Annotated in this window: 22 protein-coding genes and 1 pseudogene; 10 read left to right on the top strand and 13 right to left on the bottom strand. The window is 73.3% G+C overall.

The features are described 5' to 3' along the window. Nucleotides 1-45: 45 nt before the first annotated feature. Together CKY47_RS30420 and CKY47_RS30415 are read right to left on the bottom strand one after the other, a co-directional pair. Entirely contained in the window at nucleotides 46-1179 is a 1134-nt protein-coding gene (locus CKY47_RS30420; protein ID WP_306749765.1) for an aminotransferase class V-fold PLP-dependent enzyme, read from the bottom strand. Further along, complete coding sequence (locus CKY47_RS30415) at nucleotides 1176-2720, bottom strand: ABC transporter substrate-binding protein (RefSeq protein ID WP_306749764.1); 1545 nt, start codon at nucleotides 2718-2720, stop codon at nucleotides 1176-1178. The genes CKY47_RS30420 and CKY47_RS30415 overlap by 4 nt, the downstream gene beginning before the upstream one ends. Before the next feature lie 29 nt (nucleotides 2721-2749). Between CKY47_RS30415 and CKY47_RS30410 the strand changes: the two genes are divergently transcribed. Both CKY47_RS30410 and CKY47_RS30405 read left to right on the top strand, forming a co-directional pair. Beyond that, on the top strand, nucleotides 2750-3529 hold the full coding sequence (locus tag CKY47_RS30410) for a carbon-nitrogen hydrolase family protein (RefSeq protein ID WP_306749763.1): 780 nt from the start codon (nucleotides 2750-2752) through the stop codon (nucleotides 3527-3529). A 113-nt stretch (nucleotides 3530-3642) separates the two neighbouring features. Further along, nucleotides 3643-4494 carry a DUF2382 domain-containing protein gene (locus tag CKY47_RS30405; RefSeq protein WP_306749762.1) on the top strand — a complete coding sequence of 284 codons (852 nt, stop codon included), beginning with the start codon at nucleotides 3643-3645 and terminating at the stop codon, nucleotides 4492-4494. Nucleotides 4495-4561: 67 nt separating this feature from the next. On the opposite strand, the gene nadC is transcribed toward CKY47_RS30405, so the two are convergent. From nadC to nadA, 3 genes are read right to left on the bottom strand one after another with little or no spacing between them, the layout of a single operon-like run. Then, nucleotides 4562-5395: a carboxylating nicotinate-nucleotide diphosphorylase gene (nadC, locus tag CKY47_RS30400; RefSeq protein ID WP_306749761.1), complete on the bottom strand. Its 834-nt coding sequence runs from the start codon at nucleotides 5393-5395 to the stop codon at nucleotides 4562-4564. Then, nucleotides 5392-7020, bottom strand: coding sequence for an L-aspartate oxidase (locus tag CKY47_RS30395; RefSeq protein ID WP_306749760.1), 1629 nt, complete (start codon nucleotides 7018-7020; stop codon nucleotides 5392-5394). The genes nadC and CKY47_RS30395 overlap by 4 nt, the downstream gene beginning before the upstream one ends. Beyond that, on the bottom strand, nucleotides 7017-8036 hold the full coding sequence (nadA, locus tag CKY47_RS30390; RefSeq protein ID WP_306749759.1) for a quinolinate synthase NadA: 1020 nt from the start codon (nucleotides 8034-8036) through the stop codon (nucleotides 7017-7019). The genes CKY47_RS30395 and nadA overlap by 4 nt, the downstream gene beginning before the upstream one ends. Before the next feature lie 62 nt (nucleotides 8037-8098). On the opposite strand from nadA, the gene CKY47_RS30385 reads away from it, so the two are divergent. The 4 genes from CKY47_RS30385 (at nucleotide 8099) to CKY47_RS30370 (ending at nucleotide 11665) form a co-directional block, all read left to right on the top strand. Beyond that, nucleotides 8099-8788, top strand: coding sequence for an NUDIX hydrolase (locus tag CKY47_RS30385; protein ID WP_306749758.1), 690 nt, complete (start codon nucleotides 8099-8101; stop codon nucleotides 8786-8788). After that, nucleotides 8785-9465, top strand: a complete 681-nt coding sequence (locus CKY47_RS30380) for an LON peptidase substrate-binding domain-containing protein (protein ID WP_306749757.1) — start codon at nucleotides 8785-8787, stop codon at nucleotides 9463-9465. Before CKY47_RS30385 ends, CKY47_RS30380 begins: the two co-directional genes overlap by 4 nt. A 182-nt stretch (nucleotides 9466-9647) precedes the next feature. Then, nucleotides 9648-10907 carry an MFS transporter gene (locus CKY47_RS30375; protein ID WP_306749756.1) on the top strand — a complete coding sequence of 420 codons (1260 nt, stop codon included), beginning with the start codon at nucleotides 9648-9650 and terminating at the stop codon, nucleotides 10905-10907. Beyond that, nucleotides 10904-11665 (top strand): putative hydro-lyase, encoded by a 762-nt coding sequence (locus CKY47_RS30370; RefSeq protein ID WP_306749755.1) that lies wholly within the window; start codon nucleotides 10904-10906, stop codon nucleotides 11663-11665. The genes CKY47_RS30375 and CKY47_RS30370 overlap by 4 nt, the downstream gene beginning before the upstream one ends. A 4-nt stretch (nucleotides 11666-11669) precedes the next feature. Here CKY47_RS30370 and CKY47_RS30365 read toward each other — a convergent pair whose 3' ends face one another. The 4 genes from CKY47_RS30365 to bioD form a co-directional block, all read right to left on the bottom strand. Then, complete coding sequence (locus CKY47_RS30365; protein ID WP_306749754.1) at nucleotides 11670-12266, bottom strand: DUF2567 domain-containing protein; 597 nt, start codon at nucleotides 12264-12266, stop codon at nucleotides 11670-11672. A gap of 56 nt (nucleotides 12267-12322) precedes the next feature. Next, the gene (bsaP, locus tag CKY47_RS30360) at nucleotides 12323-12538 is read right to left on the bottom strand and encodes a biotin synthase auxiliary protein BsaP (protein WP_306749753.1); all 216 of its coding nucleotides are present in this window, start codon (nucleotides 12536-12538) and stop codon (nucleotides 12323-12325) included. After that, a complete protein-coding gene (gene bioB / locus CKY47_RS30355; protein ID WP_306749752.1) occupies nucleotides 12538-13554 on the bottom strand; it encodes a biotin synthase BioB in 1017 nt (338 codons plus the stop codon). Before bioB ends, bsaP begins: the two co-directional genes overlap by 1 nt. Nucleotides 13555-13656: 102 nt before the next feature. Then, a complete protein-coding gene (gene bioD / locus CKY47_RS30350) occupies nucleotides 13657-14385 on the bottom strand; it encodes a dethiobiotin synthase (protein WP_306749751.1) in 729 nt (242 codons plus the stop codon). 60 nt (nucleotides 14386-14445) lie between these two features. On the opposite strand from bioD, the gene CKY47_RS30345 reads away from it, so the two are divergent. The 3 genes from CKY47_RS30345 (at nucleotide 14446) to CKY47_RS30335 (ending at nucleotide 15973) form a co-directional block, all read left to right on the top strand. Then, on the top strand, nucleotides 14446-14685 hold the full coding sequence (locus CKY47_RS30345) for a glutaredoxin family protein (RefSeq protein WP_306749750.1): 240 nt from the start codon (nucleotides 14446-14448) through the stop codon (nucleotides 14683-14685). 82 nt (nucleotides 14686-14767) lie between these two features. Next, nucleotides 14768-15307 carry a hypothetical protein gene (locus CKY47_RS30340; RefSeq protein WP_306749749.1) on the top strand — a complete coding sequence of 180 codons (540 nt, stop codon included), beginning with the start codon at nucleotides 14768-14770 and terminating at the stop codon, nucleotides 15305-15307. 12 nt (nucleotides 15308-15319) lie between these two features. After that, a complete protein-coding gene (locus CKY47_RS30335) occupies nucleotides 15320-15973 on the top strand; it encodes a hypothetical protein (RefSeq protein WP_306749748.1) in 654 nt (217 codons plus the stop codon). Here CKY47_RS30335 and CKY47_RS30330 read toward each other — a convergent pair. The 3 genes from CKY47_RS30330 to dnaE all read right to left on the bottom strand — a co-directional run bounded on the left by CKY47_RS30330 (nucleotide 15953) and on the right by dnaE (nucleotide 22057). Further along, entirely contained in the window at nucleotides 15953-17221 is a 1269-nt protein-coding gene (locus CKY47_RS30330; protein ID WP_306749747.1) for an adenosylmethionine--8-amino-7-oxononanoate transaminase, read from the bottom strand. The genes CKY47_RS30335 and CKY47_RS30330 overlap by 21 nt on opposite strands. Then, complete coding sequence (locus CKY47_RS30325) at nucleotides 17208-18437, bottom strand: cytochrome P450 family protein (RefSeq protein ID WP_306749746.1); 1230 nt, start codon at nucleotides 18435-18437, stop codon at nucleotides 17208-17210. Before CKY47_RS30325 ends, CKY47_RS30330 begins: the two co-directional genes overlap by 14 nt. An 89-nt stretch (nucleotides 18438-18526) precedes the next feature. Then, the gene (gene dnaE, locus CKY47_RS30320) at nucleotides 18527-22057 is read right to left on the bottom strand and encodes a DNA polymerase III subunit alpha (RefSeq protein ID WP_306749745.1); all 3531 of its coding nucleotides are present in this window, start codon (nucleotides 22055-22057) and stop codon (nucleotides 18527-18529) included. A gap of 145 nt (nucleotides 22058-22202) precedes the next feature. On the opposite strand from dnaE, the gene CKY47_RS30315 reads away from it, so the two are divergent. After that, complete coding sequence (locus tag CKY47_RS30315) at nucleotides 22203-23087, top strand: Lrp/AsnC family transcriptional regulator (RefSeq protein WP_306749744.1); 885 nt, start codon at nucleotides 22203-22205, stop codon at nucleotides 23085-23087. Here the strand turns inward: CKY47_RS30315 and CKY47_RS30310 are convergent. Then, nucleotides 23084-23202, bottom strand: a pseudogene (locus CKY47_RS30310) (IS481 family transposase); the annotation flags it as partial. The gene CKY47_RS30315 and the pseudogene CKY47_RS30310 sit on opposite strands and share 4 nt — an antisense overlap.

Here is a 23202-nt window from a genome sequence, read left to right as displayed (position 1 = left end):
CCCGGGAGACGTGCCCGTCGGGGGAACCCGGCGGGCACGTCCGCGTCAGCGGGCGGTGACCTCGCCGACCAGCCGCACGGCCCGGTCCACCTCGTCCAGGCCGACGAAGTAGTGCGGTGAGGCGCGGACCACCTCGGTGAGCCCGCGCCGGGTCATGTCGAGCAGCGTCGAGGGGGCGCCGCTCACGGTGACCGTCACGCCGCGCCCGGCCAGCCGCCGCTTCACCTCGTCGGCGGCCAGGCCGTCCGCGGTGAAGGTGACGATGCCGGAGCGGCGCTCGCCGATGTCGCGGACGGTCACGCCGGACAGCGCGGACAGGCCGTCGCGCAGCCGCCCGGCGCGTTCGCCGACCTCGCGCTCGATCACGTCGAGGCCCTTGGCCAGGGCGTGGCGCACGGCGGCGAGCAGGCCGAGCCGGTCGGCGACGCTCGTCTCCCACACCTCGTGCACGCGGGCGTCCTCGCGCAGCCGGACCTCGCCGGGCCCGGTCCACCGCGCCCCGTGCAGGTCGACGAGCCGGGGGCGCAGCACCTCCGCCGCCGCGCGCCGCACCACCAGCACGCCGGTGCCGCGCGGGCCGCGCAGCCACTTGCGGCCGGTGCCGGTGACCACGTCGACGCCCAGCTCGTCCGCGCGCACCGGCAGCTGCCCGATCGACTGGCACGCGTCGAGCAGCACCAGCGCGCCCACCTCGTGCGCGGCGGCGGCGACCTCGCGCGCCGGGTTGACCAGGCCGCTGTTCGTGGGCGCGTGGGTCAGCGAGACGAGCTTGACCCGCTCGTCGAGCATCGCGGTCAGCGCGTCGAGGTCCACCTGCCCGCGCGGGTCGGACGGCACGACCTCGGCGACCGCGCCCACCTCCCGCGTCCGGCGCAGGATCGGGATGGCGGTGCCCGCGTACTCGGCCTCGCTGATGAGCACCCGGTCGCCCTCGGCCAGCGGCACGGCGTCGAACGCGGTCAGCCACGACCGGGTCGCGCTGTCGGTGAACGCGACCTCGTCCGGCCGCGCGCCCAGCAGCTCGGCGACCAGGCCGTACCCGGCCTCCAGGTCGGCCTCGCGCTCCTCCGCGGCCAGGTACCCGCCGACCTCGGCCTCCCGGCGCAGGTGCGCGACGACCTCGTCCACGACCTCCCGCGGCGGGAGGGAGGAGCCGGCCGAGTCCAGGAAGATCGTCATCGGGGCGCCCACTTCTCCAGGTTCCACCAGGGTCCCCACGACAGCGCGCCGTGCACGTGCGGGTCCACCACGGGCTGGTAGCCGGTCCAGTTCTCCCGCACCACGTACGCGTGCTGCACGGACGCCAGCACGACCATGCCCGGCGAGGCCAGGTAGGCCCGCTGGAACTGCTTGTACGCCGCCGCCCGCTGCGCCGGGTCCAGCAGCGTCCGCCCGGTGTCCAGGGCGGCGTCGACCCGCGGGTTCGAGTAGCCCCACGGGTTGCCGGTGTGCAGCACCGGGTAGGTCGTCGGGTCGGGGTCGAACGGCGAGCCGCCGCCGTGCAGCAGGGCGTCCGCGCCGAGCCGGCCGGCGATCGCCTCCCGGCCCAGGCCCGCGAGCTGCACGTCCACGCCGACCGCCTTGGCGTCCGCGGCGAACGCGGTGGCCAGGTCGGCGCGGACCGCGTCGCCGAGCGGGTACATCAGGGTGAACCGGGCGGGCACGCCGTCGCGCACGCGCACGCCGTCCGCGCCGCGCGCCCAGCCGGCCTGGTCCAGCAGGAGGTTGGCCAGCACCTCGTCGTGGGGGAACTCCGCGTCGGGGTCGAGGAACTCCGGCAGGGCGTCCGGCACCGGCGTGCTCGCCGGGCTGCCCTTGCCGCCGAGCAGGCCGTCGACCAGGCCCCGCCGGTCGACGGCGTGGTTGAGCGCCATCCGGATCGCGCCGTCGCCGGTCACCGGGCCGGTGGGCAGGGTGACGGAGCGCAGGTCGGCGCTGCGGTGCGTGATGACGCGCAGCCCGTCGCCGTCGGACTCGTCCGCGAGGCGCGGCGGCAGCTCGGCGCCGTCGAACTCGCCCGCGCGCATGCGCTGGGCGCGGGTGTTGTCGTCCGGCACGAACACCACGGTGAGCTTGCGGATGCGGGGCTCGCCGGCGAAGTGGGAGGCGTTGGCCTCCAGCACCATCCGGTCGCCCTTCTTCCACTCCACCAGCTTGTACGGGCCGGTGCCGACCGGTCGGACGTCGGCCAGCGGCACGCCGAGCGCCTCGCTGGGCAGGATGCCGAGCGTGAGCAGGTGCGGGAACGCGGCCCAGGTGTGCGCCAGGGTGAACCGGACCGTGTGCACGTCGAGCTGCTCCACGCCGGTCAGGCCGGCGTACCCGGCCCGCTCGGTCGAGCCGGTGGCCGGGTCCAGCAGCGCCCGGTAGGTGGCCAGGACGTCCTCGGGGCCGAACGTCGTGCCGTCGGCGAACGTCACGCCCTCGCGCAGGGTGACGGTCCAGCTCAGGCCGTCCGCGGCGGGCTCGGGCGGTTCGGCGGCGAGCTGGGGCCGCACGCTGCCGTCCGCGCGGTGCTCGACCAGGCCGTCGTAGATCTTGGAGACGCCGCCGCGGCCGTAGCCGAGCAGCGGGTTCAGCGAGGTCGGCTCCTCCGGGTCGGCGAGCACGATCGAGCTGCCGTCCGGGGTTCCCTCGGCGCTCTGCGTCGGGCCGCCCGTGCACCCCGCGGCGACGAGGGCGAGGGCGGTGAGGACGAGCGGGGGCAGGAGGGAGCGCACGGTTCCCGACACTACCTAGAGTGGGTGGCATGCGTGTCGCCCTGTGCCAGATCAGCTCCTCCACCGACCCGGCGGCCAACCTCGACCTGGTGCGGGAGGGGACGGCGCGCGCGGCGGCCGACGGCGCCCGCGTGGTCGTGTTCCCCGAGGCGGCGATGTGCCGGTTCGGGGTGCCGCTCGGACCGGTCGCCGAACCGCTGGGCGGACCGTGGGCGACGGCGGTGCGCGACGTCGCCCGCGAGCACGGCGTGGTGGTCGTGGCGGGCATGTTCACGCCCGCGCCCGACGGCCGCGTGGCGAACACCCTGCTGGTGACCGGCGGTGGGCACCACGTGGGCTACGACAAGATCCACCTGTTCGACGCGTTCGGCTTCACCGAGTCGCGCACCGTGGCGCCGGGGTCGTCGGTGGTGGCGGTCGAGGTGGACGGGGTCGTGCTGGGCCTGGCCACCTGCTACGACGTGCGGTTCCCGGAGCTGTTCCGGGCGCTGGCGGACCGGGGCGCGTCGGTGGTGCTGGTGTGCGCGTCGTGGGGCGCCGGCCCGGGCAAGCGGGAGCAGTGGGAGCTGCTGGTGCGCGCACGGGCGCTGGACTGCACGTCGTGGGTGCTGGCCTGCGGCCAGGCCGACCCGGCGACCGACCACGGCGGCGCGCCGACGGGCGTCGGCTTCAGCACGGCCGCCTCGCCGCTGGGCGCGGTGGTCGGGCAGCTGGCGGGCGAACCCGGGACCCTGCTCGTCGACGTCGACGCGGAATCGGTCGAGGCCGCCCGGCGCACGCTGCCGGTCCTCGCGAACCGCCGCCTGTGAATCCCTTTCGGGGGGTCGCGCATCCCTCGTACGTGTGGTGACCCGCATGGGTGTCCGCGTGGCCCGGGAAGCCCTTCTCCGGAAGAGCAGCGACGGCGAAGGGGAACGCGATCATGATCAACCAGGCCGAAGTGGACCGGCTGTACGACTGCGAGGTCATCGACGAGCACGGCGAGCGGATCGGCTCCGTCAAGCAGATCTGGCTCGACGACCGCGACGGCCGGCCGATGTGGGCCTCGGTGCACACCGGCCTGTTCGGGCTCAGGGAGTCGTTCGTCCCGATCCAGGACGCGACCATGGGCAACGGCACCATCACCGTGCACGTGGACAAGCAGCAGGTGAAGGACGCGCCGCGGGTGGACGTGTCCGACCAGCACATGTCCGACGAGCAGCAGGACGAGCTGTACGCGCACTACGGGATGATCCCCGCCCACCGCAGCGGCGACCACGACCGGCTGCCCGGCGGGAAGGCCCGCTCCGGCGGGCAGGCCGCCGGGGGCATGGCCGCCGGCCCGGCGGCGGGCGGCGGGGTCGCCGACCGGACGCCGGGCAGCGCCGACGAGCGCGGGGTGGCGTCCCGCCAGGGCCGCCACGAGACCCGCGCCGACGACGCGGTGACCAGGTACGAGGAGGACGTCCACGTCGGCACGCGCGAGGCGGAGGCCGGCCGGGTGCGCCTGGTGAAGCACACCGTGACCGAGCAGCGGGACATGACGGTGCCGGTCACGCACGAGGAGGTCAGGGTCGTCCGCGAACCGGCCGACGGCGCGCCGACCGACCGGGCGTTCACCGACGAGGAGGCCTCGGTGACCCTCCGCCGCGAGGAGCCCGTGGTGGAGAAGACCACGAAGCCGGTCGAGCGGGTGCGGCTGGAGAAGGAGGCCGTCACCGAGCAGGAGCGCGTCAGCGGCCAGGTCCGCAAGGAGCGCGTCGACGTCGAGCGCGACGACCGCCGCGACTCCTGACCGGTGCACCTCCCGACCGAACGCGCCCGCGTCCCCGTGCCGGGACGCGGGCGCCCTCCCGTCGCGCTCAGCGCAGGTCGAGCCCGAGGTCCAGGGCGGGCGCCGAGTGGGTCAGGCCGCCGACCGCCAGGTAGTCCACGCCGGTCTCCGCGTACGCCCGGGCCACGTCGAGGGTCAGCCCGCCCGACGCCTCCAGCCGCACGCCGCCCGCCCGCCGGACGGCCTCGGCGCAGTCTGCGACGGTGAAGTTGTCCAGCAGCACGAGCTCCGCGCCCTCGGCGACGGCCTCGTCCAGCTGCTCCAGCGAGTCCACCTCGACCTCGCACGCCAGGTCGGGCGCGTGCGCGCGCACCGCGGCCAGCGCGGCCCGCACGGACCCCGCCGCCCGGACGTGGTTGTCCTTGATCAGCACGGCGTCGCCCAGGCCCAGCCGGTGGTTCACGCCGCCGCCCGCGCGCACCGCGTACTTCTCCAGCAGCCGCAGGCCCGGCAGGGTCTTGCGGGAGTCGCGGACGGCCGCCCGGGTGCCCGCGACCTCGTCCACCCACGCGGCGGTCAGCGTCGCGATGCCGGACAGGTGGCACACCAGGTTCAGCGCGGTGCGCTCGGCGGTCAGCAGCCCGCGCACGGGACCGCGCAGCACGAGCGCCGGTTCGCCGGGGACCGCCTTCGAGCCGTCCTCGCGCTCCGCCAGCACCTCCACGTCGGTGACCTGGCGGAACACCTCCAGGGCGGCGGGGACGCCGGCGAGCACACCGGCTGCGCGGGGCGTCAGCTCGGCCACGGCCACGGCGTCCGCGGGCACGGTGGCCTCGGTCGTCGCGTCCGGTCCGTAGCGGAGGTCCTCCGCCAGGGCGGTCGCGATCACGCGCCGCAGGTCGTCGAGGTCCAGGTCGTTCATGCCACTCCCCTCGCCGCGACCGGGTCGGCCAGCACGGGCTGCCCGGACGGGTTGAGCCGGACGACGTGGCTGCGCCGCCCGCGCAGGTCGTCGCGTTCGGTGAAATCGGTGCGCACGTGGCAGCCGCGCGACTCCTCGCGCTCGGCCGCCGCCGCGATCAGGGCCCGCGCCGCCACGGTGAGCGCCGCGTCCTCGACCAGCTGCCGGGTGTCGAGCACCCGGTCGACCGTGGAGAGGTCGAGCACCGAGCCGACGACCGCCAGGCCCTCGGCGTCGCGCCCGATGGCCGCGTAGCGGGACATCACGCGCTGGAGCGAGTCGCGGTCGGCGACCGGCGCGGTCGGCAGCGACGCCGTGCCGGCGCACCGCGCCAGGAGGCCCACCGCCAGGTCCGCCGCGACCGCCTCGGCCGCGCGCGTGCCGACGACCAGCCCTTCCAGGAGGCTGTTGGACGCCAACCGGTTCGCGCCGTGCAGGCCGGTCCGGGCCACCTCGCCCGCCGCGTACAGGCCGGTCACGCCGGTCCGTCCGTCCACGTCGGACACGACGCCGCCGCACGCGAAGTGCGCGGCCGGGGCCACCGGGATCGGCTCGGCCGACGGGTCCACCCCCGCGGCCAGGCACGCCGAGTGGACGGTCGGGAACCGCCGCGCGAGGTCCGGGATGCCGGTCGCGTCGAGGAACACGTGGTCGTCCACGCCGCCGGGCGCGCCGGCCAGGTGCCGGGTGATCGCCGCGGCCACGACGTCGCGCGGCGCCAGGTCCTCCAGCGGGTGCACGCCGCGCATGACCCGCGCGCCGGTCGCGTCGACCAGCACCGCGCCCTCGCCGCGCACCGCCTCGGTGACCAGCGGGCACCGGCCGCGCGCGCCGCGCCCGGTGTAGAGCACGGTCGGGTGGAACTGGACGAACTCGACGTCCGCCGCGACCGCGCCCGCCCGCAGCGCCAGCGCCAGGCCGTCGCCGGTGGCCACCTCGGGGTTCGAGGTCGCCTGGTAGAGCTGCCCGAGGCCACCGCTGGCCAGCAGCACGGCGGGTGCGGTCAGCACGCCCGGCACGCCGTTGCCGTCGAGCACCAGCAGCCCGCAGACCTGGCCGAGCGGCGTGCGCACGGCGTCCACCGCGATGTGGTCCTCCAGCACCGGGACCTGCCCGTGGGACGCGGCGAGCAGCGCGCGCTCCACCTCGGCCCCGGTCGCGTCGCCGCCGGCGTGCACGACGCGGAACGCGCTGTGCCCGCCCTCCCGCGTGCGCGCCAGGGCGCCGCCCGGCAGGGCGTCGAACACGGCGCCGCGCTCGCGCAGCCGGGTGACCGCCGCCGGACCGCCGCCGACCACCGCCCGCACGGCGTCCTCGTCGCACAGGCCCGCGCCCGCGACGAGCGTGTCCACCACGTGCGCCTCGACGGAGTCGCCCTCGTCGTGCTCGCCGGGCAGCACGACGGCGACGCCGCCCTGCGCCCACCGGGTGTTGCCGTCGCCGCCGGACGCCTTGGTCACGACCAGCACGCGCAGGCCCAGCTCACGCGCGCGCAGCGCCGCCGTCAGGCCGGCCACCCCCGTGCCGACGACCACCAGGTCGGCGCGGGCCTCCCACAGCGGGCCCCGTCCCGGCGTGGCGCTCACTCGCCGCCGCCGGGCTGCCCGATCTCGATCATGCGCTGCACGGCGCCCCGGGCGCGCTCGGCGGTCCCCGGGTCCACGTGCACCTCGTCCTTGCCCTCGCGCAGGCCGCGCAGCAGGGCCGTCGGGGTGATCATCTTCATGTACCGGCACGACGCACGGTCGTTCACCGCGCGGAAGTCGATCTCCGGCGCGGCGCGGCGCAGCTGGTGCAGCATGCCGATCTCGGTGGCCACGAGCACCGACGTGGCGCTGGTGGCGCGGGCTGCGGTGATCATGTCGCCGGTGGAGAGGATCTTGACCTTCTCCGCCGGGACGGTGCCCTCGCCCGCGAGGTAGAGCGCGGAGGTCGCGCAGCCGCACTCGGGGTGGATGAACAGGTCGGCGTCCGGGTTGTCGGCCGCGCGCCGCGCCAGCTCGGGGCCGTTGATGCCCGCGTGCACGTGGCACTCGCCCGCCCAGATGTGCAGGTTCTCGCGGCCGGTCTCGCGCTTGACGTGCGCGCCGAGGAACTGGTCCGGCAGGAACAGCACCTCGCGGTCGGCCGGGATCGAGGCCACCACGTCCACCGCGTTCGACGACGTGCAGCAGATGTCGGTCTCCGCCTTCACCTCGGCGGTGGTGTTCACGTAGGACACGACGACGGCGCCGGGGTGCTCGGCCTTCCAGGCGCGCAGCTCGTCGCCGGTGATCGAGTCGGCCAGCGAGCAGCCGGCGCGCTCGTCCGGGATCAGGACCGTCTTGTGCGGGGCCAGGATCTTGGCGGTCTCGGCCATGAAGTGCACGCCGCAGAACACGATGGTGGACGCGTCGCTCGCGGCCGCGATGCGGCTGAGCGCCAGCGAGTCGCCGGTGTGGTGGGCGATGTCCTGGATCTCGGGCAGCTGGTAGTTGTGCGCGAGGATGACGGCGTCCCGCTCCCGGGCCAGCCGCAGCACCTCGTCCCGCCAGTCGGCGTCGGGCTCGATGCCGTCGTACGCGCCGTCCGAGGTTCGCTCCACGTAAGCGGTAGCGACCATGCTTCCTCCTTGGGCCAAGGTTTTCGCCTATCGGTCGAAAACACTGCCGATAGTATCAGCCGGTGGGTCTCGCGGGACATGAGGTGCTGGCCGCAGTGCTCCAGGTGAGAGCCGGATCACTCCAGGTCATGTTGTGGCGGCGCGCGCGGGAACCGCACGCTCACCGCTGGTCACTGCCCGGAGGCGGTCTGGGGGATTCCGAGGACGTCGAGTCGTCGATCCGGCGCCAGCTGGCGGAGAAGGTCGACGTGCGACAGTTGTCACACGTGGAGCAGCTGGCCGTCTTCAGCAACCCCGCCCGGGTGCCCGGACCGCGCGTCGTGGCGACCGCGTTCCTCGGCCTGGTGCCCTCCGACATCGACCCCGTCGTGCCGTCGGACACCGAGTGGCACCCCGTGGACTCCCTGCCCCCCACCGCGTTCGACCACGAGTCGATCTGCCGCCGCGCCCGCAGCAGGCTCGCGTCCAAGCTGTCCTACACCAACCTCGGCTTCGCGCTGGCGCCGCCGGAGTTCACCATCTCCGCGCTGCGGTCGCTGTACTCGGCGGCGCTGGGCTACACGGTGTCCGCGACGAACCTCCAGCGCGTGCTGTCCCGCCGGGGCCTGCTCGAACCCACCGGCGCCACCGCGCCGCCCGGTCCGTCCGGCGGCCGGCCCGCGGCGCTGTTCCGCTTCTCCTCGGGGGAGATGCGGGTCACGGACCCGTTCGCCGTGCTGCGGCCACCCGCCACCCGTAGCTTGGGTCCGTGACCACGACGCTCCCCCTGTTCCCGCTGGGTACCGTGCTGCTGCCCGGGGCGTCCCTGCCGCTGCACGTGTTCGAGCCCAGGTACCGCCAGCTGACGGTGGACCTCGTGACGGGCGCCGTGCCGGACCGGACGTTCGGCGTCGTGTCGATCAAGCAGGGCTGGGAGGTGGGGTCGGAGAACGTCGAGGCGCTCCACGCGGTCGGCTGCACGGCCGTGCTCCAGGACGCGAAGCGCCTGCCGGACGGCCGCTTCGACCTGACCACGCGGGGAGGGCGGCGGTTCCGCCTGCTGGAGGTCGACGAGGAGAGCGCGCCGTACCTGGTCGGCTCGGTCGAGTGGCTGCCCGACGCCGCGACGCCGCCCGAACTGGAGGCCGCCCTCCCGCTGCTGGCCGCCGGCGCCCGCGCCGCCCACGGCCGCTACCGGGAAGTCGCCTACCAGGGCGACGGCCACCGCCCGCCGGCGGACGACACCGGTCCCGACGAGCTGGCCTACGCCCTGGCCGCCGACTGCCTGCTCACCATGGAGGACCGCCAGCACCTGCTGGAGGAGACCTCGCCGGCCCGCCGGCTGCGCATGATCCGCCGGGTCATGCACCGCGAGGCGGGCATCCTGACGGCGCTGAGCGCGGTCCCGGCGCCGCTGTCGGAACTGGGCCACCTCCCCCACCGCAACTGATCCCGCGCGCCCGCGCCCCGGTCACCCCGCCGCCCGCGGGAGGGCCGGGGCCCTTCGCGCGCCCGCAGCGCTCACCCGATCGTTCCCGTGTTGATTCGCCCTATTGCCCCCTGGTGGGATTGTTCAACAATCCCCTACGGTGTGGTCCACGGCACATCCCTCCGGCTGCGAGGTGACCCGACATGAGCACGACAGACACCACACCCACCGCCACCGGCCCGTTCGCGTGGTTCCACACCCTGGGCCGCAACGGCAAGCGCGCCTTCGTGGGCGCGTTCGGCGGCTACGGGCTCGACGCCTACGACTTCCAGGTCCTGCCCCTGGGCCTGGTCGCCATCACCGCCTACTTCGGCATCAGCCAGGGCCAGGCGGGCCTGCTGAACACCGTCACGCTGGTCGTCTCGGCCATCGGCGGCGCCGTCGCGGGCATCCTCGCCGACCGCATCGGCCGCGTCCGCACCCTCATGATCACCGTGATCACGTACGCCGTCTTCACCGTGGCCTGCGGTTTCGCCACCAGCTACGAGATGCTGATGGTCTTCCGCGCCCTCCAGGGCCTCGGCTTCGGCGGCGAGTGGGCGGCGGGCGCGATCCTGGTGGCCGAGTACTGCAAGCCCCGGTACCGGGGCCGCACGATCGCGTTCGTGCAGAGCTCGTGGGCCGTCGGCTGGGCCCTCAGCGTGATCGTCTACACCGCCGTGTTCAGCTTCGTGCCCCAGGACACGGCCTGGCGCGTGCTGTTCTGGACCGGCGCGATCCCCGCCGTCCTCGTCTTCTACATCCGCCGCAACGTCGAGGACGCGCCCAGGGCCGACGAGGTCCGCGCGACCAGCACCCGCAAGGGCAGCTTCCGGGAGATCTTCCGCGCCCCGCTCGGCCGCACGACGTTCTTCGCCGCGCTCCTCGCCACCGGCGTCCAGGGCGGCTACTACACGCTCGCCAGTTGGGTCCCGACGTTCCTCAAGACCGAACGCGGCCTCAGCGTCGTCGGCACGGGCGGCTACCTGACCCTGCTCATCGGCGGGGCGTTCGCGGGCTACCTCACCGGCGGCCACCTGACCGACCGGCTGGGCCGCAAGCGCACGTTCACCCTGTTCGCGGTGCTGAGCGCGCTGCTGATCGTGCTGTTCACCCAGATCCCGGCGGGCGGGAACGGCATCCTGCTGCTCGTCACGTTCCCGCTCGGCTTCAGCACCTCGGCCATCTTCAGCGGCTTCGGCTCGTACCTCGCCGAGCTGTACCCGACGGACCTGCGCGGCACGGGCCAGGGCTTCACCTACAACTTCGGCCGCGGGATGGGCGCGCTGTTCCCGACGGCGGTGGGCTTCCTGGCCACCACGATGGGCGTCGGCGGCGCGATGGTGTTCGGCGCGCTCGGCTACGGCATCGCCGTGGTCGCCCTGTTCGGCCTGCCCGAGACGAAGGGAGTGGAACTGCGATGACGACGACGACCCCCCGGGAGGTCCGCCGCGCGCACGCCGGCCCCACCGCCGGTCTCGCCGACGGCTACGCCCAGGCCAACCTGATCGCCGTGCCGCGCGACTGGGCCTACGACGTCCTGCTGTTCGCCCAGCGCAACCCCAAGCCGTGCCCGATCCTCGACGTCACCGACGAGGGGAGCAGCGGCACCGTGCTGGCGGACAACGCCGACCTGATGCGCGACCTGCCCCGCTACCGCGTGTGGGAGCACGGCGAGCTGCGCGGCGAGTTCACCGACGCGGCGCCCTTCTGGCGCGACGACCTGGTGGCGTTCCTCATCGGGTGCAGCTTCACCTTCGAGTCGCGGCTCAGGGCCGCCGGCGTGCCGCTGCGGCACGTCGAGCAGGGGCGCAACGTGCCGATGTACGTCACGACGATCCCCTGCCGCCCCGCCGGCCGGCTGCACGGCCCGATGGTCGTGTCGATGCGGTACGTCCCGGCCGCGCTGGTCGGGACGGCGTGGGAGGTGACCGCCCGGATGCCGGCCGTCCACGGCGCGCCGGTCCACGTGGGCGACCCCGCCGAGCTGGGCATCCCGGACCTGGACCGGCCGGACTTCGGCGACCGCACCGAACCGCACGACGGCGACGTCCCCGTGTTCTGGGCGTGCGGCGTCACCCCGCAGGCCGCGGTCGTGGCGTCGAAGCCGCCGTTCGCGATCACGCACGCGCCGGGGCACATGTTCGTCACCGACGTGCCCGACACCGCGTACGCGCTCTGACGGGCTACCCCAGCCGTCGCCCGAGGTCGTCCATCCCGTTCCACGCGGCCAGGCAGCCGTAGGCCAGCGCCGCGCCCAGGGGCCACGCGAGCAGTCCCCACCACGTCTCCAGGACGGGGGCCAGCGCGATCACGTCGCCGACCCCGGGCGCGGCGCCCAGCGCGTACTCCCCGCCCGCGGCGCCGAGCCCGGTGCGCTGCGCCAGGAACCCGGCGAGGGCCGACCCGAGCACCGCGCCCAGCATCACCACGGGACCGCGCCGCTCGCGCAGCATCCACACCGCGATGCCGATCAGCAGCCCGGCGACCAGCCCGATCAGCACGAACAGCATCAGCCCGTCGAGCCGGTGGTAGCTCTCCCCGGTCACCGGGACCAGGGACGCGTCGTCCTGCACGACCACGTTCTGCGGCGGCGCGAGCCACGCCCACAGCCACCCGGCGGGCAGCCCCACCAGGGCGACGGCCGACAGCACGGAGAACGCGGGCAGCAGGTCGCGCTTCACCACGACCCGCGGCCGGCGCACCACGTAGTAGTGCTCGAACGCCGGCGCGGGTGGCACCCGAACGGGCGCGACCCGCTCGTCCACCGGTTGCTCCGCCACCCGACGACCTCCCTGCACCCCGCGGCCACCGCACCCGTGACCGGATGCAGGGCAGGTTACCGCGCGGAGGTGGTCTCCCCGTGCCGGCTGCACGTGGCGGTCCAGCCGGCCGGGGTCACCTGCACCACCATCCGCCGCGCGCACCGGGCGCAGAAGCGCGGCGGGTCGATCACGCCCAGCCGGGCCGCGCACGCCGCGTGGTCCGCACCGGCCACCTCGCCGCCGCAGTACCCGCAGTACGTCGCGGCGCCCGTCGTCACGGCATCCGCCATCAGAGGGTCTTGCCCAGTTCCTTGATCGGCATGGACAGCTCGGTGAGCATGTCGAGGTCCTGCTGCGCGGGCCTGCCGAGGTTGGTCAGGTAGTTGCCGACGATGATCGCGTTGACCCCGCCGAGCATGCCCTGCTTCGCGCCCAGGTCGCCGAAGGTCAGCTCGCGCCCGCCCGCGAAGCGCAGGATCGTGCGGGGCAGGGCCAGGCGGAACGCGCCGACCGCGCGCAGCGCGTCCGGGCCCTCGACCACCGGGTAGTTCTCGTACGGCGTCCCCGGGTTGGGGATGAGGAAGTTCAGCGGCACCTCGTCGGGCTCCAGCGCGGCCAGCTGCACGGCGAACTCGGCGCGCTGCGCCAAGGTCTCGCCCATGCCGATGATGCCGCCGCAGCACACCTCCATGCCCGCCTCGCGGATCATGGTCAGGGTGTCCCACCGCTCCTCCCACGAGTGGGTGGTGACCACGTTCGGGAAGTGGGAGCGCGCCGTCTCCAGGTTGTGGTTGTAGCGGTGGACGCCCATCGCCACCAGCTCGTCCACCTGCTCCTGGGTGAGCATGCCGAGCGAGCACGCGATCTGGATGTCGTTGCCGTCCTCGCGGATGGCCTCGATGCCGTCGCGGACCTGGGACAGCAGGCGCTTGTCGGGGCCGCGCACCGCCGCCACGATGCAGAACTCGGTCGCGCCGGTCTCGGCGGTCTGCCGGGCGGCCTTCACCAGGCCGGGGATGTCGAGCCACGCCGAGCGCACCGGGGACGGGAACTGGCCGGACTGCGAGCAGAAGTGGCAGTCCTCGGGGCAGCCGCCGGTCTTGAGCGACACGATGCCCTCGACCTCGACCTCCGGCCCGCACCAGCGCATCCGCACCGCGTGCGCCAGTTCCAGCAGGTCGGGGATGCGCTCGTCGGGCAGCCGGAGGACTTCGAGCACCTGCTCCTCGGACAACCCGACGCCCCGCTCCAGCACCTGCTCGCGCGCGACTCCGAGGACGTCGACCTGTTCGGGGGCTGCGGTCACGACTTCTCCTCCATCGTCGGCGGTGGTCGGCGGCCAGTCTGCCGCACGGACCACCGGGTGCCCAGCGACGTACGTCACTGGGTCCGCATCACTGTTCCGGTGTCACTGTTCCGGGCGGCACGAGTGCGACGCGGTGAACTCCTCCGGGTCGAACGTGCCGCCGAACCACGGCGACAGGCCGGCGCGGGCCGCCCCGGTGAACTCGGCCCGGCCGAGCGCCGCCGCGCCGTCGGGCAGCACGCCGAGCAGCGGCGCGCCGGCGGCCTCGGGCAGGTCGACGAGGTTGCTCAGGGAGGCCAGGTCGGGGTCGGCGGGCCAGCGGCCCACCACCACGCCCACCGACTCCAGGCCGCGCCGCAGCAGGGCCTCGGCCGTCAGCGCGGTGGCGTTCAACGTGCCCAGGCCCGCCTGGGCCACGACCAGCACGGGGGCGTTGAGCGCCCACGCGGCGTCGGCGATCGTCGAACCGGCCTCGTCGAAGCGCACCAGCAGCCCGCCCGCGCCCTCCACGAGCACCAGGTCGTGCGTCGCGTCCAGCTCCACGGCGGCGGCGGCCACGTCGGCGGGGTGCACGGTCGGCTGCCCGGAGCGGCGCGCGGCGGTGGCCGGGGCCAGCGGCTCGGGATAGCGCCGCAGCTCACGGGTGGTGACCGGGCCGGCGAGCCGGGCCACCTCGGCCAGGTCCCCCGGTTCGCCGTCGGCGATGCCGGTCTGCGCGGGCTTGAGCACGGCGACCCGTCGGCCGTCGGCGACCGCCAGGGCGGCCAGGGCCGCGACGACCACCGTCTTGCCGACCTCGGTGCCCGTGCCGGTGATCACGAGGACGCTCACGGGCTCTCACCCTAGGCCTGCACGGAGCGTGGCGATCGTCCGCGTTCTACAGTCACCGGCATGGGTGAGATCGTTCTCTACGGTGCGAACTGGTGCGGTGACTGCCGGCGTGCGAAGGCGTGGCTGCGGGAGCACGCGGTGCCGTTCACGGAGTTCGACGTCGAGCACGACGACGCGGCCCGCGACCGCGCGGTCGAGCTGGCCGGCGGCAGGAAGAACATCCCGGTCGTCCTGCTCCCGGACGGCCGGGTGCTCGTCGAGCCGACGAACACCGAACTGGCCGCCGCGGTCGAGGTCTGACGTGGGCGGGTCCGGCAGACGCGGGCGTCGTCGGCGGAGCGGTCCGCCGGGCGGGACGGCGTACGCCGCCGGGCGGCAGGCCGTGCGGGCACAGCGGAACTGGTTCAACCGGCAGGGCGGCGGGACGCAGACCCTCGTCGTCCTCGGCGGGATCGGGTTGGCGGTCGGGCTGCACTTCCTGCTGTGGGGCGAGGTCATCCCCGCGGTGGGCGCGCTGGTCGGCCGGGTACCGGTGCTGTCGACCGTCGTCGGCTGGCTGTACGGCGGCGGCGCGGTGATGGCGTGGGGCGTCTACGCCGTCAACCGCGCGACGGCGAACCCCGCGGTGCGGAAGAGGCTGCTCACCACGGCGTGGGCGTGGACGCCGATCGCCCTGGCGTGCTTCCCCAGCGACTACGCCGACTCCACCGCGCTGCCCACCGACTACTGGGCGGGCGTGTACGCGAGCGCGTACGGCGTGATCATCGTCCCGCTGGCCGGCATCGTGATCAGCCTGCTCTCGGCGTTGCTGGTCAAGCTGTTCCCGCGGCTGGGGGACGTGGACGGCGGGTGGCTGGGCTGGGCCTGGATCGGCTACTCGGTCCTGCTGCTGGTGTGGGCCTCGACCCTGCTGCGCACGTGAGGGGGGTGCGACGTGGGCAAGAAGGGCAGGCGCAGGCGGCGGCAGGCCGAGAGCGCGCGCAGGTACGACGAGGAGGTGCTGGCCCCTCGCCTGCGGCAGGTGGCGATCGCCGCCGCGGCGGAACGTGCGAGGAGGGTGGTCCCCGCGCGGGAGAACTGGTTCGCCCGGCAGCGGTTCGGCGTCCGACTCCTGGTCGTGCTGCTGGTGGCCGCCGTCGTGGTCGCCGGGCACTTCCTCGTGTGGGGCGGGCTGATGCCGTGGGCGGGGTACGCGTTCGAGGAGACCCAGGTGTTCTCCACCGTGGCCGGCTGGCTGTGGGGCGGCGGCGCGATCGCGATGTGGGGGGTCTACGCGATCAACCGCGACACGGCGGACGCGGCCATCAGGACGGACCTGGTCGCGCTGGCGTGGACGTGGACGCCGGTGGCGCTGGCGTGCCTGCCCAGCGGTCTCGCCGACTTCGCCGCCCTGCCCCCGGACTACGCGGCGGGCGCGTTCGCGGGCGCGTACGGCGTCGCCGCGATCTGCCTGGCCGTCCTGCTCTCACCGGTGGCGACCAGGCTGTTCCCCCGCCTCGGGCGGACCCGCAGCGCGACGCTGGGGTGGCTGTGCGTGGGCTACTCGGTCCTGCTGCTGGTGTGGGCGTCAACGCTGCTGCGCACGTGACGCCTCGGCCGCCGCCACCACGGCGGCCGAGATCGCGGCCACGTCGTCGTCCGTGCTGACGAACGGCGGCATGGTGTAGATCAGGTCCCGGAACGGGCGCAGCCACACGCCGCGGTCGACGGCCGCGGCGGTGGCGGCGACCACGTCGACCTGGTGGTCGAGCTGCACCACGCCGATCGCGCCCAGCACCCGCACGTCACCCGGCGCGTCGGCGAGACCGGCGCGCAGCCCGTCCGAGACGCGCCCCACGGCGCCCCTCCAGTCCTGCGACAGCAGCAGTTCCGTCGAGGCCAGCGCCACCGCCGAGGCGAGCGGGTTGCCCATGAACGTCGGGCCGTGGGCGAGCACGGGCACCTCGCCGCGCGAGATGCCGTCGGCCACGGCGGACGTGCACAGGGTCGCCGCCATCGACAGGTAGCCGCCGGTCAGCGCCTTGCCCACGCACATGACGTCCGGGCTGATCCCGGCGTGGTCGGCGGCGAACAGCTCGCCGGTGCGGCCGAAGCCGGTGGCGATCTCGTCGAAGACCAGCAGCACGTCGTGCGCCAGGGTCAGCTCGCGCAGCACGTGCAGGTAGCGCGGGTCGTGGAACCGCATGCCGCCCGCGCCCTGCACCACGGGTTCGACGACGACGGCGGCCAATTCGTGCGCGTGCCGCTCGACCAGGTCGGCCAGCACCCGCACGTAGTCGGTCTCCAGCTCGCGCGGCGGCGCGGGGGCGAACACCTGCTCGGGCAGCACGCCCCGCCACAGCGAGTGCATCCCGCCCTCCGGGTCGCACACGGACATCGGCTGGAACGTGTCGCCGTGGTAGCCGCCGCGCCAGGTCAGCAGCCTCCGCTTCTCCGGGCGCCCCCGGGAGCGCCAGTACTGGAGGGCCATCTTGACCGCGACCTCGACGGACACCGACCCCGAGTCGCACAGGAACACGTGCTCCAGCGGCGCGGGCGTGATCTCCACGAGCTTCGCGCACAGCGCCACCGCGGGCTCGTGGGTGAGGCCGCCGAACATCACGTGGCTCATCCGGCCGAGCTGGTCGCGCACCGCCGCGTCGAGCACGGGGTGCCGGTAGCCGTGGATCGCGGCCCACCACGACGACATGCCGTCGACCAGCTCGCGCCCGTCGTCCAGCCGGAGCCGGACCCCCGAGGCCGACGAGACCACCAGCGGCTCCAGGGTGCCCGGCATCGGGCCGTACGGGTGCCAGACGTGCGCCCGGTCCAGCTTCAGCAGTTCATCGCGCTCCACGGGGCGTGAGGTTAACCGGCAGCTCCACCAGCCCCCTGATCAGCGTCCCCGGCCGCCACGGCAGCGACTCCGGGTCCTCGGTCGGCGTCACGTCGAAGCGCTCCAGCAGCATGCCCACGGCGATCTCGCCCTCCAGCCGGGCCAGCGGCGCGCCCAGGCAGAAGTGGATGCCGTGCCCGAACGCCAGGTGCCCGCCGGTCGGCCGGGTGATGTCGAACCGGTCGGCGTCGGGGAACTTCGCCTCGTCCCGGTTGCCCGACAGCAGCGACACCAGCACCAGGCTGTCCTTCGGGATGACCACGTCGCCCAGCTCGACGTCCTCGGTGGTGTAGCGCACCGTCGCCTGGTTGATCGGGCTCTCGTAGCGCAGGAACTCCTCCACCGCGCCGGGCAGCAGCGACGGGTCGTCGCGCAGCTTCGCCAGCTGGTCGGGGTGGCGCAGCAGGTGGTAGACGCCGTTGGCGATCAGGTTGACCGTCGTCTCGTGCCCGGCGACGAGCAGCAGGAACGCCATCGCGATCAGCTCGCCCTGGTCGAGCCGGTCCCCGTCGTCGCCGGCGTGGACCAGCTCGGAGAAGAAGTCGTCACCGGGGTCGGCCCGCTTGTGCTCGACGAGCTGGAGCAGGTAGCCGGCCATCGCCTGCCCGGCCGCCTGGATGTCCACCGGCTCGAAGCTGCCGCCCACCAGCACGTTCGACCACTGCCGGAAGTCGTCGCGCCGGTCCATCGGCACGTCGAGCATCTCGCAGATGACCGTGATGGGCAGCGGGAACGCCAGCGCGTCCACCAGGTCGACGTCACCCCGCGCCGCCGCCTCGTCCAGCAGGGACCGGGTGATCTCCCGGACGCGGGGGCGCAGCAGCTCGACGCGGCGGGCGGTGAACGCCTTGGTGACGAGCTTGCGCAGCCGCGTGTGGTCCGGCGGGTCCATGTTCAGCATGGTCCTGGCCAGCGACTCGTCGAACGCCGGTCCCTCGACCCCGTCCGGGCGGGACAGCTCGACCACCCGCCGGAAGCCCTCGTGGTGCTTGCTGAACCTCGGGTCGGCGAGCACCGACCGGGCCTCCTCGTACCGGGTCACCAGCCACGCCCTGGACCCGCGCGGCAGCACCACCCGGGTCGCCGCCGCTCCCTCGCGGAACGCGGCGTGGTACGCGTGCGGATCGGCGAAGTACTCCTCGCCCAGCACGTCGAGACCGGCGATCTTCTCCCCCATCGGAGAGCCCCTCCCAGTTTGAGTTAACCCTGTTCACTCAAACGAATCGAGAGGTGCTCGTGTCCCCGCAACCGGCCGGTATCACCCGATCAGCCCAAGCACCCCGGACCGAGCAGCGCCTTCAGGTCTCCCATCAGGGACGGGGTGGGGGCGACCCGGAGCGCGTCGTCCAGCTTCAGCAGCGTGTTGCGGCTGCTGTTGATGACGAGGTTGAGGTGCACCTCGGTCGAACCCGGGTGGGCGCGCAGCACCTCCTTGAGGGAGGTCACCGTCCTCGGGTCGCACCGCGACGCGGACAGCTTCAGCTTCAGCGCCTGCGACCCCAGCTCGGCCAGGTCCGGCACCACCAGGTCGTTGGCGATCAGCGAGGTCCGGTCGTCCCGCTTCGCCACCCGCGCCTTGACCAGCACGATCGCGTCCTCGGCCACCGACATGCCGTGCACGATGTAGCTCTTGGGGAAGAACAGCACCTCGATGCCGCCGGCGAGGTCCTCCAGCATCGCCGACGCCCACGGCTCGCCGTTCTTGTTCACCCGGCGCGTCACCGAGGCGAGGATGCCGCCCAGCGTGACCTGCTGCCCGTCCGGCACGTCGCCTTCCAGGATGCGCGCGATCGAGGTGTCCGAGTAGGACGAGAGGATCTGCTCCACGCCGTTGAGCGGGTGGCCCGACACGTACAGGCCCAGCATCTCCCGCTCCAGGGTGAGCTGGTGCTTGGACTCCCAGTGCTCCTCGGGGATCCTGACGTCGAACACCGACGCGCCGTCGTCGCCGCCGCCGTCGCCGAACAGGTCGAACTGGCCGCGCGCCTCCTCCTTCTTGGTCAGCATGACCGCGTCGACCGCCTCGACGTGGACCATGTGCAGGCCCTTGCGCGGGTGGCCGAGCGAGTCGAACGCGCCCGCCTTGATCAGCGATTCGACGACCTTCTTGTTGCACGCCTGGGCGTCGACCTTGCGCAGGAAGTCGGAGAAGTCGGTGAACTTCCCCTTCTCCTTGCGGGTCGCGATGATCGCGTCGACCACGTTCGCGCCGACGTTGCGGATCGCGCCCAGGCCGAACCGGATGTCGTCCCCGACCGCGACGAACTCGCGTTCCGACTCGTTGACGTCCGGCGGGAGCACCGTGATGCCCATCCGGCGGCACTCGGCCAGGTAGATGGCCGACTTGTCCTTGTTGTCCGAGTTCGTGGTGAGCAGGGCGGCCATGAACTCGGCCGGGTAGTTCGCCTTGAGGTACGCGGTCCAGTAGGAGACCAGGCCGTACGCGGCGGAGTGCGCCTTGTTGAACGCGTAGTCCGCGAACGGGACGAGGATGTCCCACAGGGTCTTGATCGCGTCGGCCGGGTAGCCGTTGTCGAGCATGCCCTTCTCGAAGCCGGCGAACTCCTTGTCCAGGATCTCCTTCTTCTTCTTGCCCATCGCGCGGCGCAGCAGGTCCGCCTGGCCGAGCGAGTAGCCCGCCAGCTTCTGCGCGATCGCCATGACCTGCTCCTGGTACACGATCAGGCCGTACGTCGTGCCCAGGATGTCCTCCAGGGCGTCGGCCAGCGCCGGGTGGATCGGCGTGATCTCCTGGAGCTTGTTCTTGCGCAGCGCGTAGTTCGTGTGCGAGTTCGCGCCCATCGGGCCCGGGCGGTACAGCGCGCCCACGGCCGAGATGTCCTCGAAGTTGTCGGGGCGCATCAGCCGCAGCAGGTCCCGCATGGGGCCGCCGTCCAGCTGGAACACGCCCAGCGTCTCGCCCTTCGACAGCAGGGCGTAGGTCTTCTTGTCGTCCAGGCCGAGGTGGTCGAGGTCGACCGGCGCCTTGCCGTTCAGCTCGATGTTCTTGAGCGTGTCGTCGATCGTGGTCAGGTTGCTCAGGCCCAGGAAGTCCATCTTCAGCAGGCCGAGCGTCTCGCACGTCGGGTAGTCGAACTGGGTGATGATCGAGCCGTCCTGCGGGCGCATCCAGACCGGGATGTGGTCCGTCAGCGGCTCCGCGGACATGATCACCGCGCAGGCGTGCACGCCCGCGTTGCGGATCAGGCCCTCCAGGCCGCGGCCGGTGTCGATGATCTCCTTGACCTGGGGGTCCGTCTCGTAGAGCGCCCGGACCTCGGCCGCCTCGGAGTACCGCTTGTGCGCCGGGTCGAACACGCCCGACAGCGGGATGTCCTTGCCCATCACGGCGGGCGGCATGGCCTTGGAGATGCGGTCGGCCACCGCGTAGCCCGGCTGCCCGTACAGCACGCGGGCGGAGTCCTTGATCGCCGCCTTCGCCTTGATCGTGCCGAACGTGATCACCTGGGCGACCTTGTCGGCGCCCCACTTCTCGGTCACGTACCGGATCACGTCACCGCGCCGGCGCTCGTCGAAGTCGATGTCGATGTCGGGCGGGCTGACGCGGTCCGGGTTGAGGAACCGCTCGAAGATCAGGCCGTGGGCCAGCGGGTCGAGGTCGGTGATGCCCATCGCGTAGGCGATGAGCGCGCCCGCGGCGGAACCGCGGCCCGGGCCGACGCGGATGCCGTTGGCCTTGGCCCAGTTGATGAAGTCGGCGACCACCAGGAAGTAGGACGGGAAGCCCATCTGGAGGATGACGCCGATCTCGAACTCGACCTGCTTCTCGTGGACCTCGTCCACGCCGTCCGGGAACCGGCGGCGCATGCCGGCCCAGACCTCCTCGCGGAAGTAGTCGGCCTCGGTCATGCCCGCCGGCACCGGGTAGCGCGGCATCAGGTTCTGGAAGGCGAACATGCCGGTCGTGTCGACCTTCTCCGCCACCAGCAGGGTGTTGCGGCAGCCCTGCTGCCAGGCGTCGGACGAGTCGATCGCGCGCATCTCGTCGGGCGACTTCAGGTGGTAGCCGGTGCCGTCGAACTTGAACCGGGTCGGGTCCTGGAGCGTCTTGCCGGTCTGCACGCACAGCAGCGCCTCGTGCGCCTCGCGGTCCTCGGCGTAGGTGTAGTGCGAGTCGTTCGTCACGACGAACGGGATGGCGAGCTTCCTGGCGATCTCCAGCAGACCGCCGCGCACCCGGCTCTCGATCTCGATGCCGTGGTCCATCAGCTCGACGAAGAAGTTGTCCGCGCCGTAGATGTCGCGCCACTTGGCGGCGGCCTCCAGGGCCTCCCGCTCGTGGCCGAGGCGCAGGCGGGTCTGCACCTCGCCGGAGGGGCAGCCGGTGGTCGCCATGAGCCCCGCCGAGTGCTCGGCGATCAGCTCGGCGTCCATGCGCGGCCACTTGCCCAGCTGGCCCTCCGTGGAGGCCCGGCTGGAGAGCTTCATCAGGTTGTGCAGGCCCTCGTTGGTGCGGGCCCAGATGGTCTGGTGGGTGTACGCGCCGCTGGCGGAGACGTCGTCCGACTTCTGCCCCGGGTCGCCCCACAGCACGCGCTTCTTGTTGAAGCGGGACTCGGGGGAGAGGTACGCCTCGATGCCGATGATGGGCTTGACGCCGGCGGCGGTGGCCTGCCGGTAGAAGTCGTAGGCCCCGTACATGTTGCCGTGGTCGGTGATCGCGGCCGCGGGCATGCCCATCCGCTCGCACTCGGCGAACATGTCCTTCAGCTTCGCCGCGCCATCGAGCATCGAGTACTCGGTGTGCACGTGGAGGTGCACAAACGAGTCGGACACCCTAACCCCCTTGTGTACCACATACGGTGAACGGATCGCGGGGACGAGACCGCCGCCCGCAGCACACTAGTCCGACCGTGGAAGCGACGACCAGTCGACGGGCCGATGCCGCGAAGATCGCACCGAGCGGGTAGCGTTCGGTGGTGTGGTAACGCCGGACCCCGTAGACGCACGCCTGCTCGCGCTGCTCGCCGAGTCGGGCCGGGCGGCGGTCCACGAGCTGGCGGCCAAGCTCGGCATGGACCCGCGGGAGGCGGCCACCCGGCTGATCACCCTGTCGGGCAGCGGCCTGCCGCTGCTGGTCGGCGTCGAGTGCGACCCGAACGGCATCCGCAAGGCGCTCGCCAACAGCATGGCCTGGGGCAACTACGCGGGTCCGCCCGCCGGGCAGGTGCGCGGCACGCCCAGCGGGCCGTACCCCGGCGCGGGCACACCGTCGGGCCCCTACCCGCCGTACGCCCCGCCGCAGGGCCCGCCCAGCCAGCCGTTCCCGGCGCAGCCGCAGCCGCACCAGTCCGGCCCCGTGCCGGCGCCCGAGCCGATGAGCGTGTGGGGGGTGCCCGGCACGTCCGGCTGGGCGCGGGGCGACCAGCAGCCCACCCCGCGCTCGCGCACCGGCAAGATCGGCAGCGCGCTGGAGACCGAGGGCCTGGAGGGCGCCCGGCTCACGATCCAGCTGGTCGAGGTCGTCGACCCGGCCGACTTCCTGTTCACCGCCGCCGGCTACAAGCTGGCCCCCGGCGAGCGGGCCGTGGTCGTGCACACGGAGCTCGCGAACACGGGCAAGGTGCCGTTCAACGCGCTGCCCGACATGTACCTGGTGCTGATGACGACCACCGGCGAGACGGTGGGCAAGGCCCCCGTCTCCCTGTCGTCCCGGCCGCCGCACAAGATCGGCGTGCAGCCGGGCGAGACGGCCGGCGGGCACACCGTCTACGTGCTGCCGGAGGACACGGCGATCTTCTCGGTCCGCTGGAGCTCCCGCCCGGAGACCGACCTGAACACCCTGGTCTGGACGATCGACGACTAGGTGTTCTGTCCTGTGAGGTTGGGGACGCGGCTGGCGGGTGGTTGGCCCTTGAGCGCGGTGTGGCCGCGGTGGTGATTGTAGGTGTGCAGCCATCGCGGCAGTGCCGCTCGTCGTT

The sequence above is a fragment of the Saccharothrix longispora genome (genome assembly GCF_030852425.1).
GTDB lineage: Bacteria > Actinomycetota > Actinomycetes > Mycobacteriales > Pseudonocardiaceae > Actinosynnema > Actinosynnema longispora.
Note: the sequence above shows the minus strand (reverse complement) of the source record. Positions and strands in the feature narration are given on the sequence as shown.

Coding starts and splice junctions, on each gene's coding strand:
- CKY47_RS30420 (WP_306749765.1), bottom strand. CDS start 1,179: ATGACGATCTTCCTGGACTCGGCCGGCTCCTCCCTCCCGCCGCGGGAG.
- CKY47_RS30410 (WP_306749763.1), top strand. CDS start 2,750: ATGCGTGTCGCCCTGTGCCAGATCAGCTCCTCCACCGACCCGGCGGCC.
- CKY47_RS30405 (WP_306749762.1), top strand. CDS start 3,643: ATGATCAACCAGGCCGAAGTGGACCGGCTGTACGACTGCGAGGTCATC.
- nadC (WP_306749761.1), bottom strand. CDS start 5,395: ATGAACGACCTGGACCTCGACGACCTGCGGCGCGTGATCGCGACCGCC.
- nadA (WP_306749759.1), bottom strand. CDS start 8,036: ATGGTCGCTACCGCTTACGTGGAGCGAACCTCGGACGGCGCGTACGAC.
- CKY47_RS30375 (WP_306749756.1), top strand. CDS start 9,648: ATGAGCACGACAGACACCACACCCACCGCCACCGGCCCGTTCGCGTGG.
- CKY47_RS30370 (WP_306749755.1), top strand. CDS start 10,904: ATGACGACGACGACCCCCCGGGAGGTCCGCCGCGCGCACGCCGGCCCC.
- bsaP (WP_306749753.1), bottom strand. CDS start 12,538: ATGGCGGATGCCGTGACGACGGGCGCCGCGACGTACTGCGGGTACTGC.
- CKY47_RS30345 (WP_306749750.1), top strand. CDS start 14,446: ATGGGTGAGATCGTTCTCTACGGTGCGAACTGGTGCGGTGACTGCCGG.
- CKY47_RS30325 (WP_306749746.1), bottom strand. CDS start 18,437: ATGGGGGAGAAGATCGCCGGTCTCGACGTGCTGGGCGAGGAGTACTTC.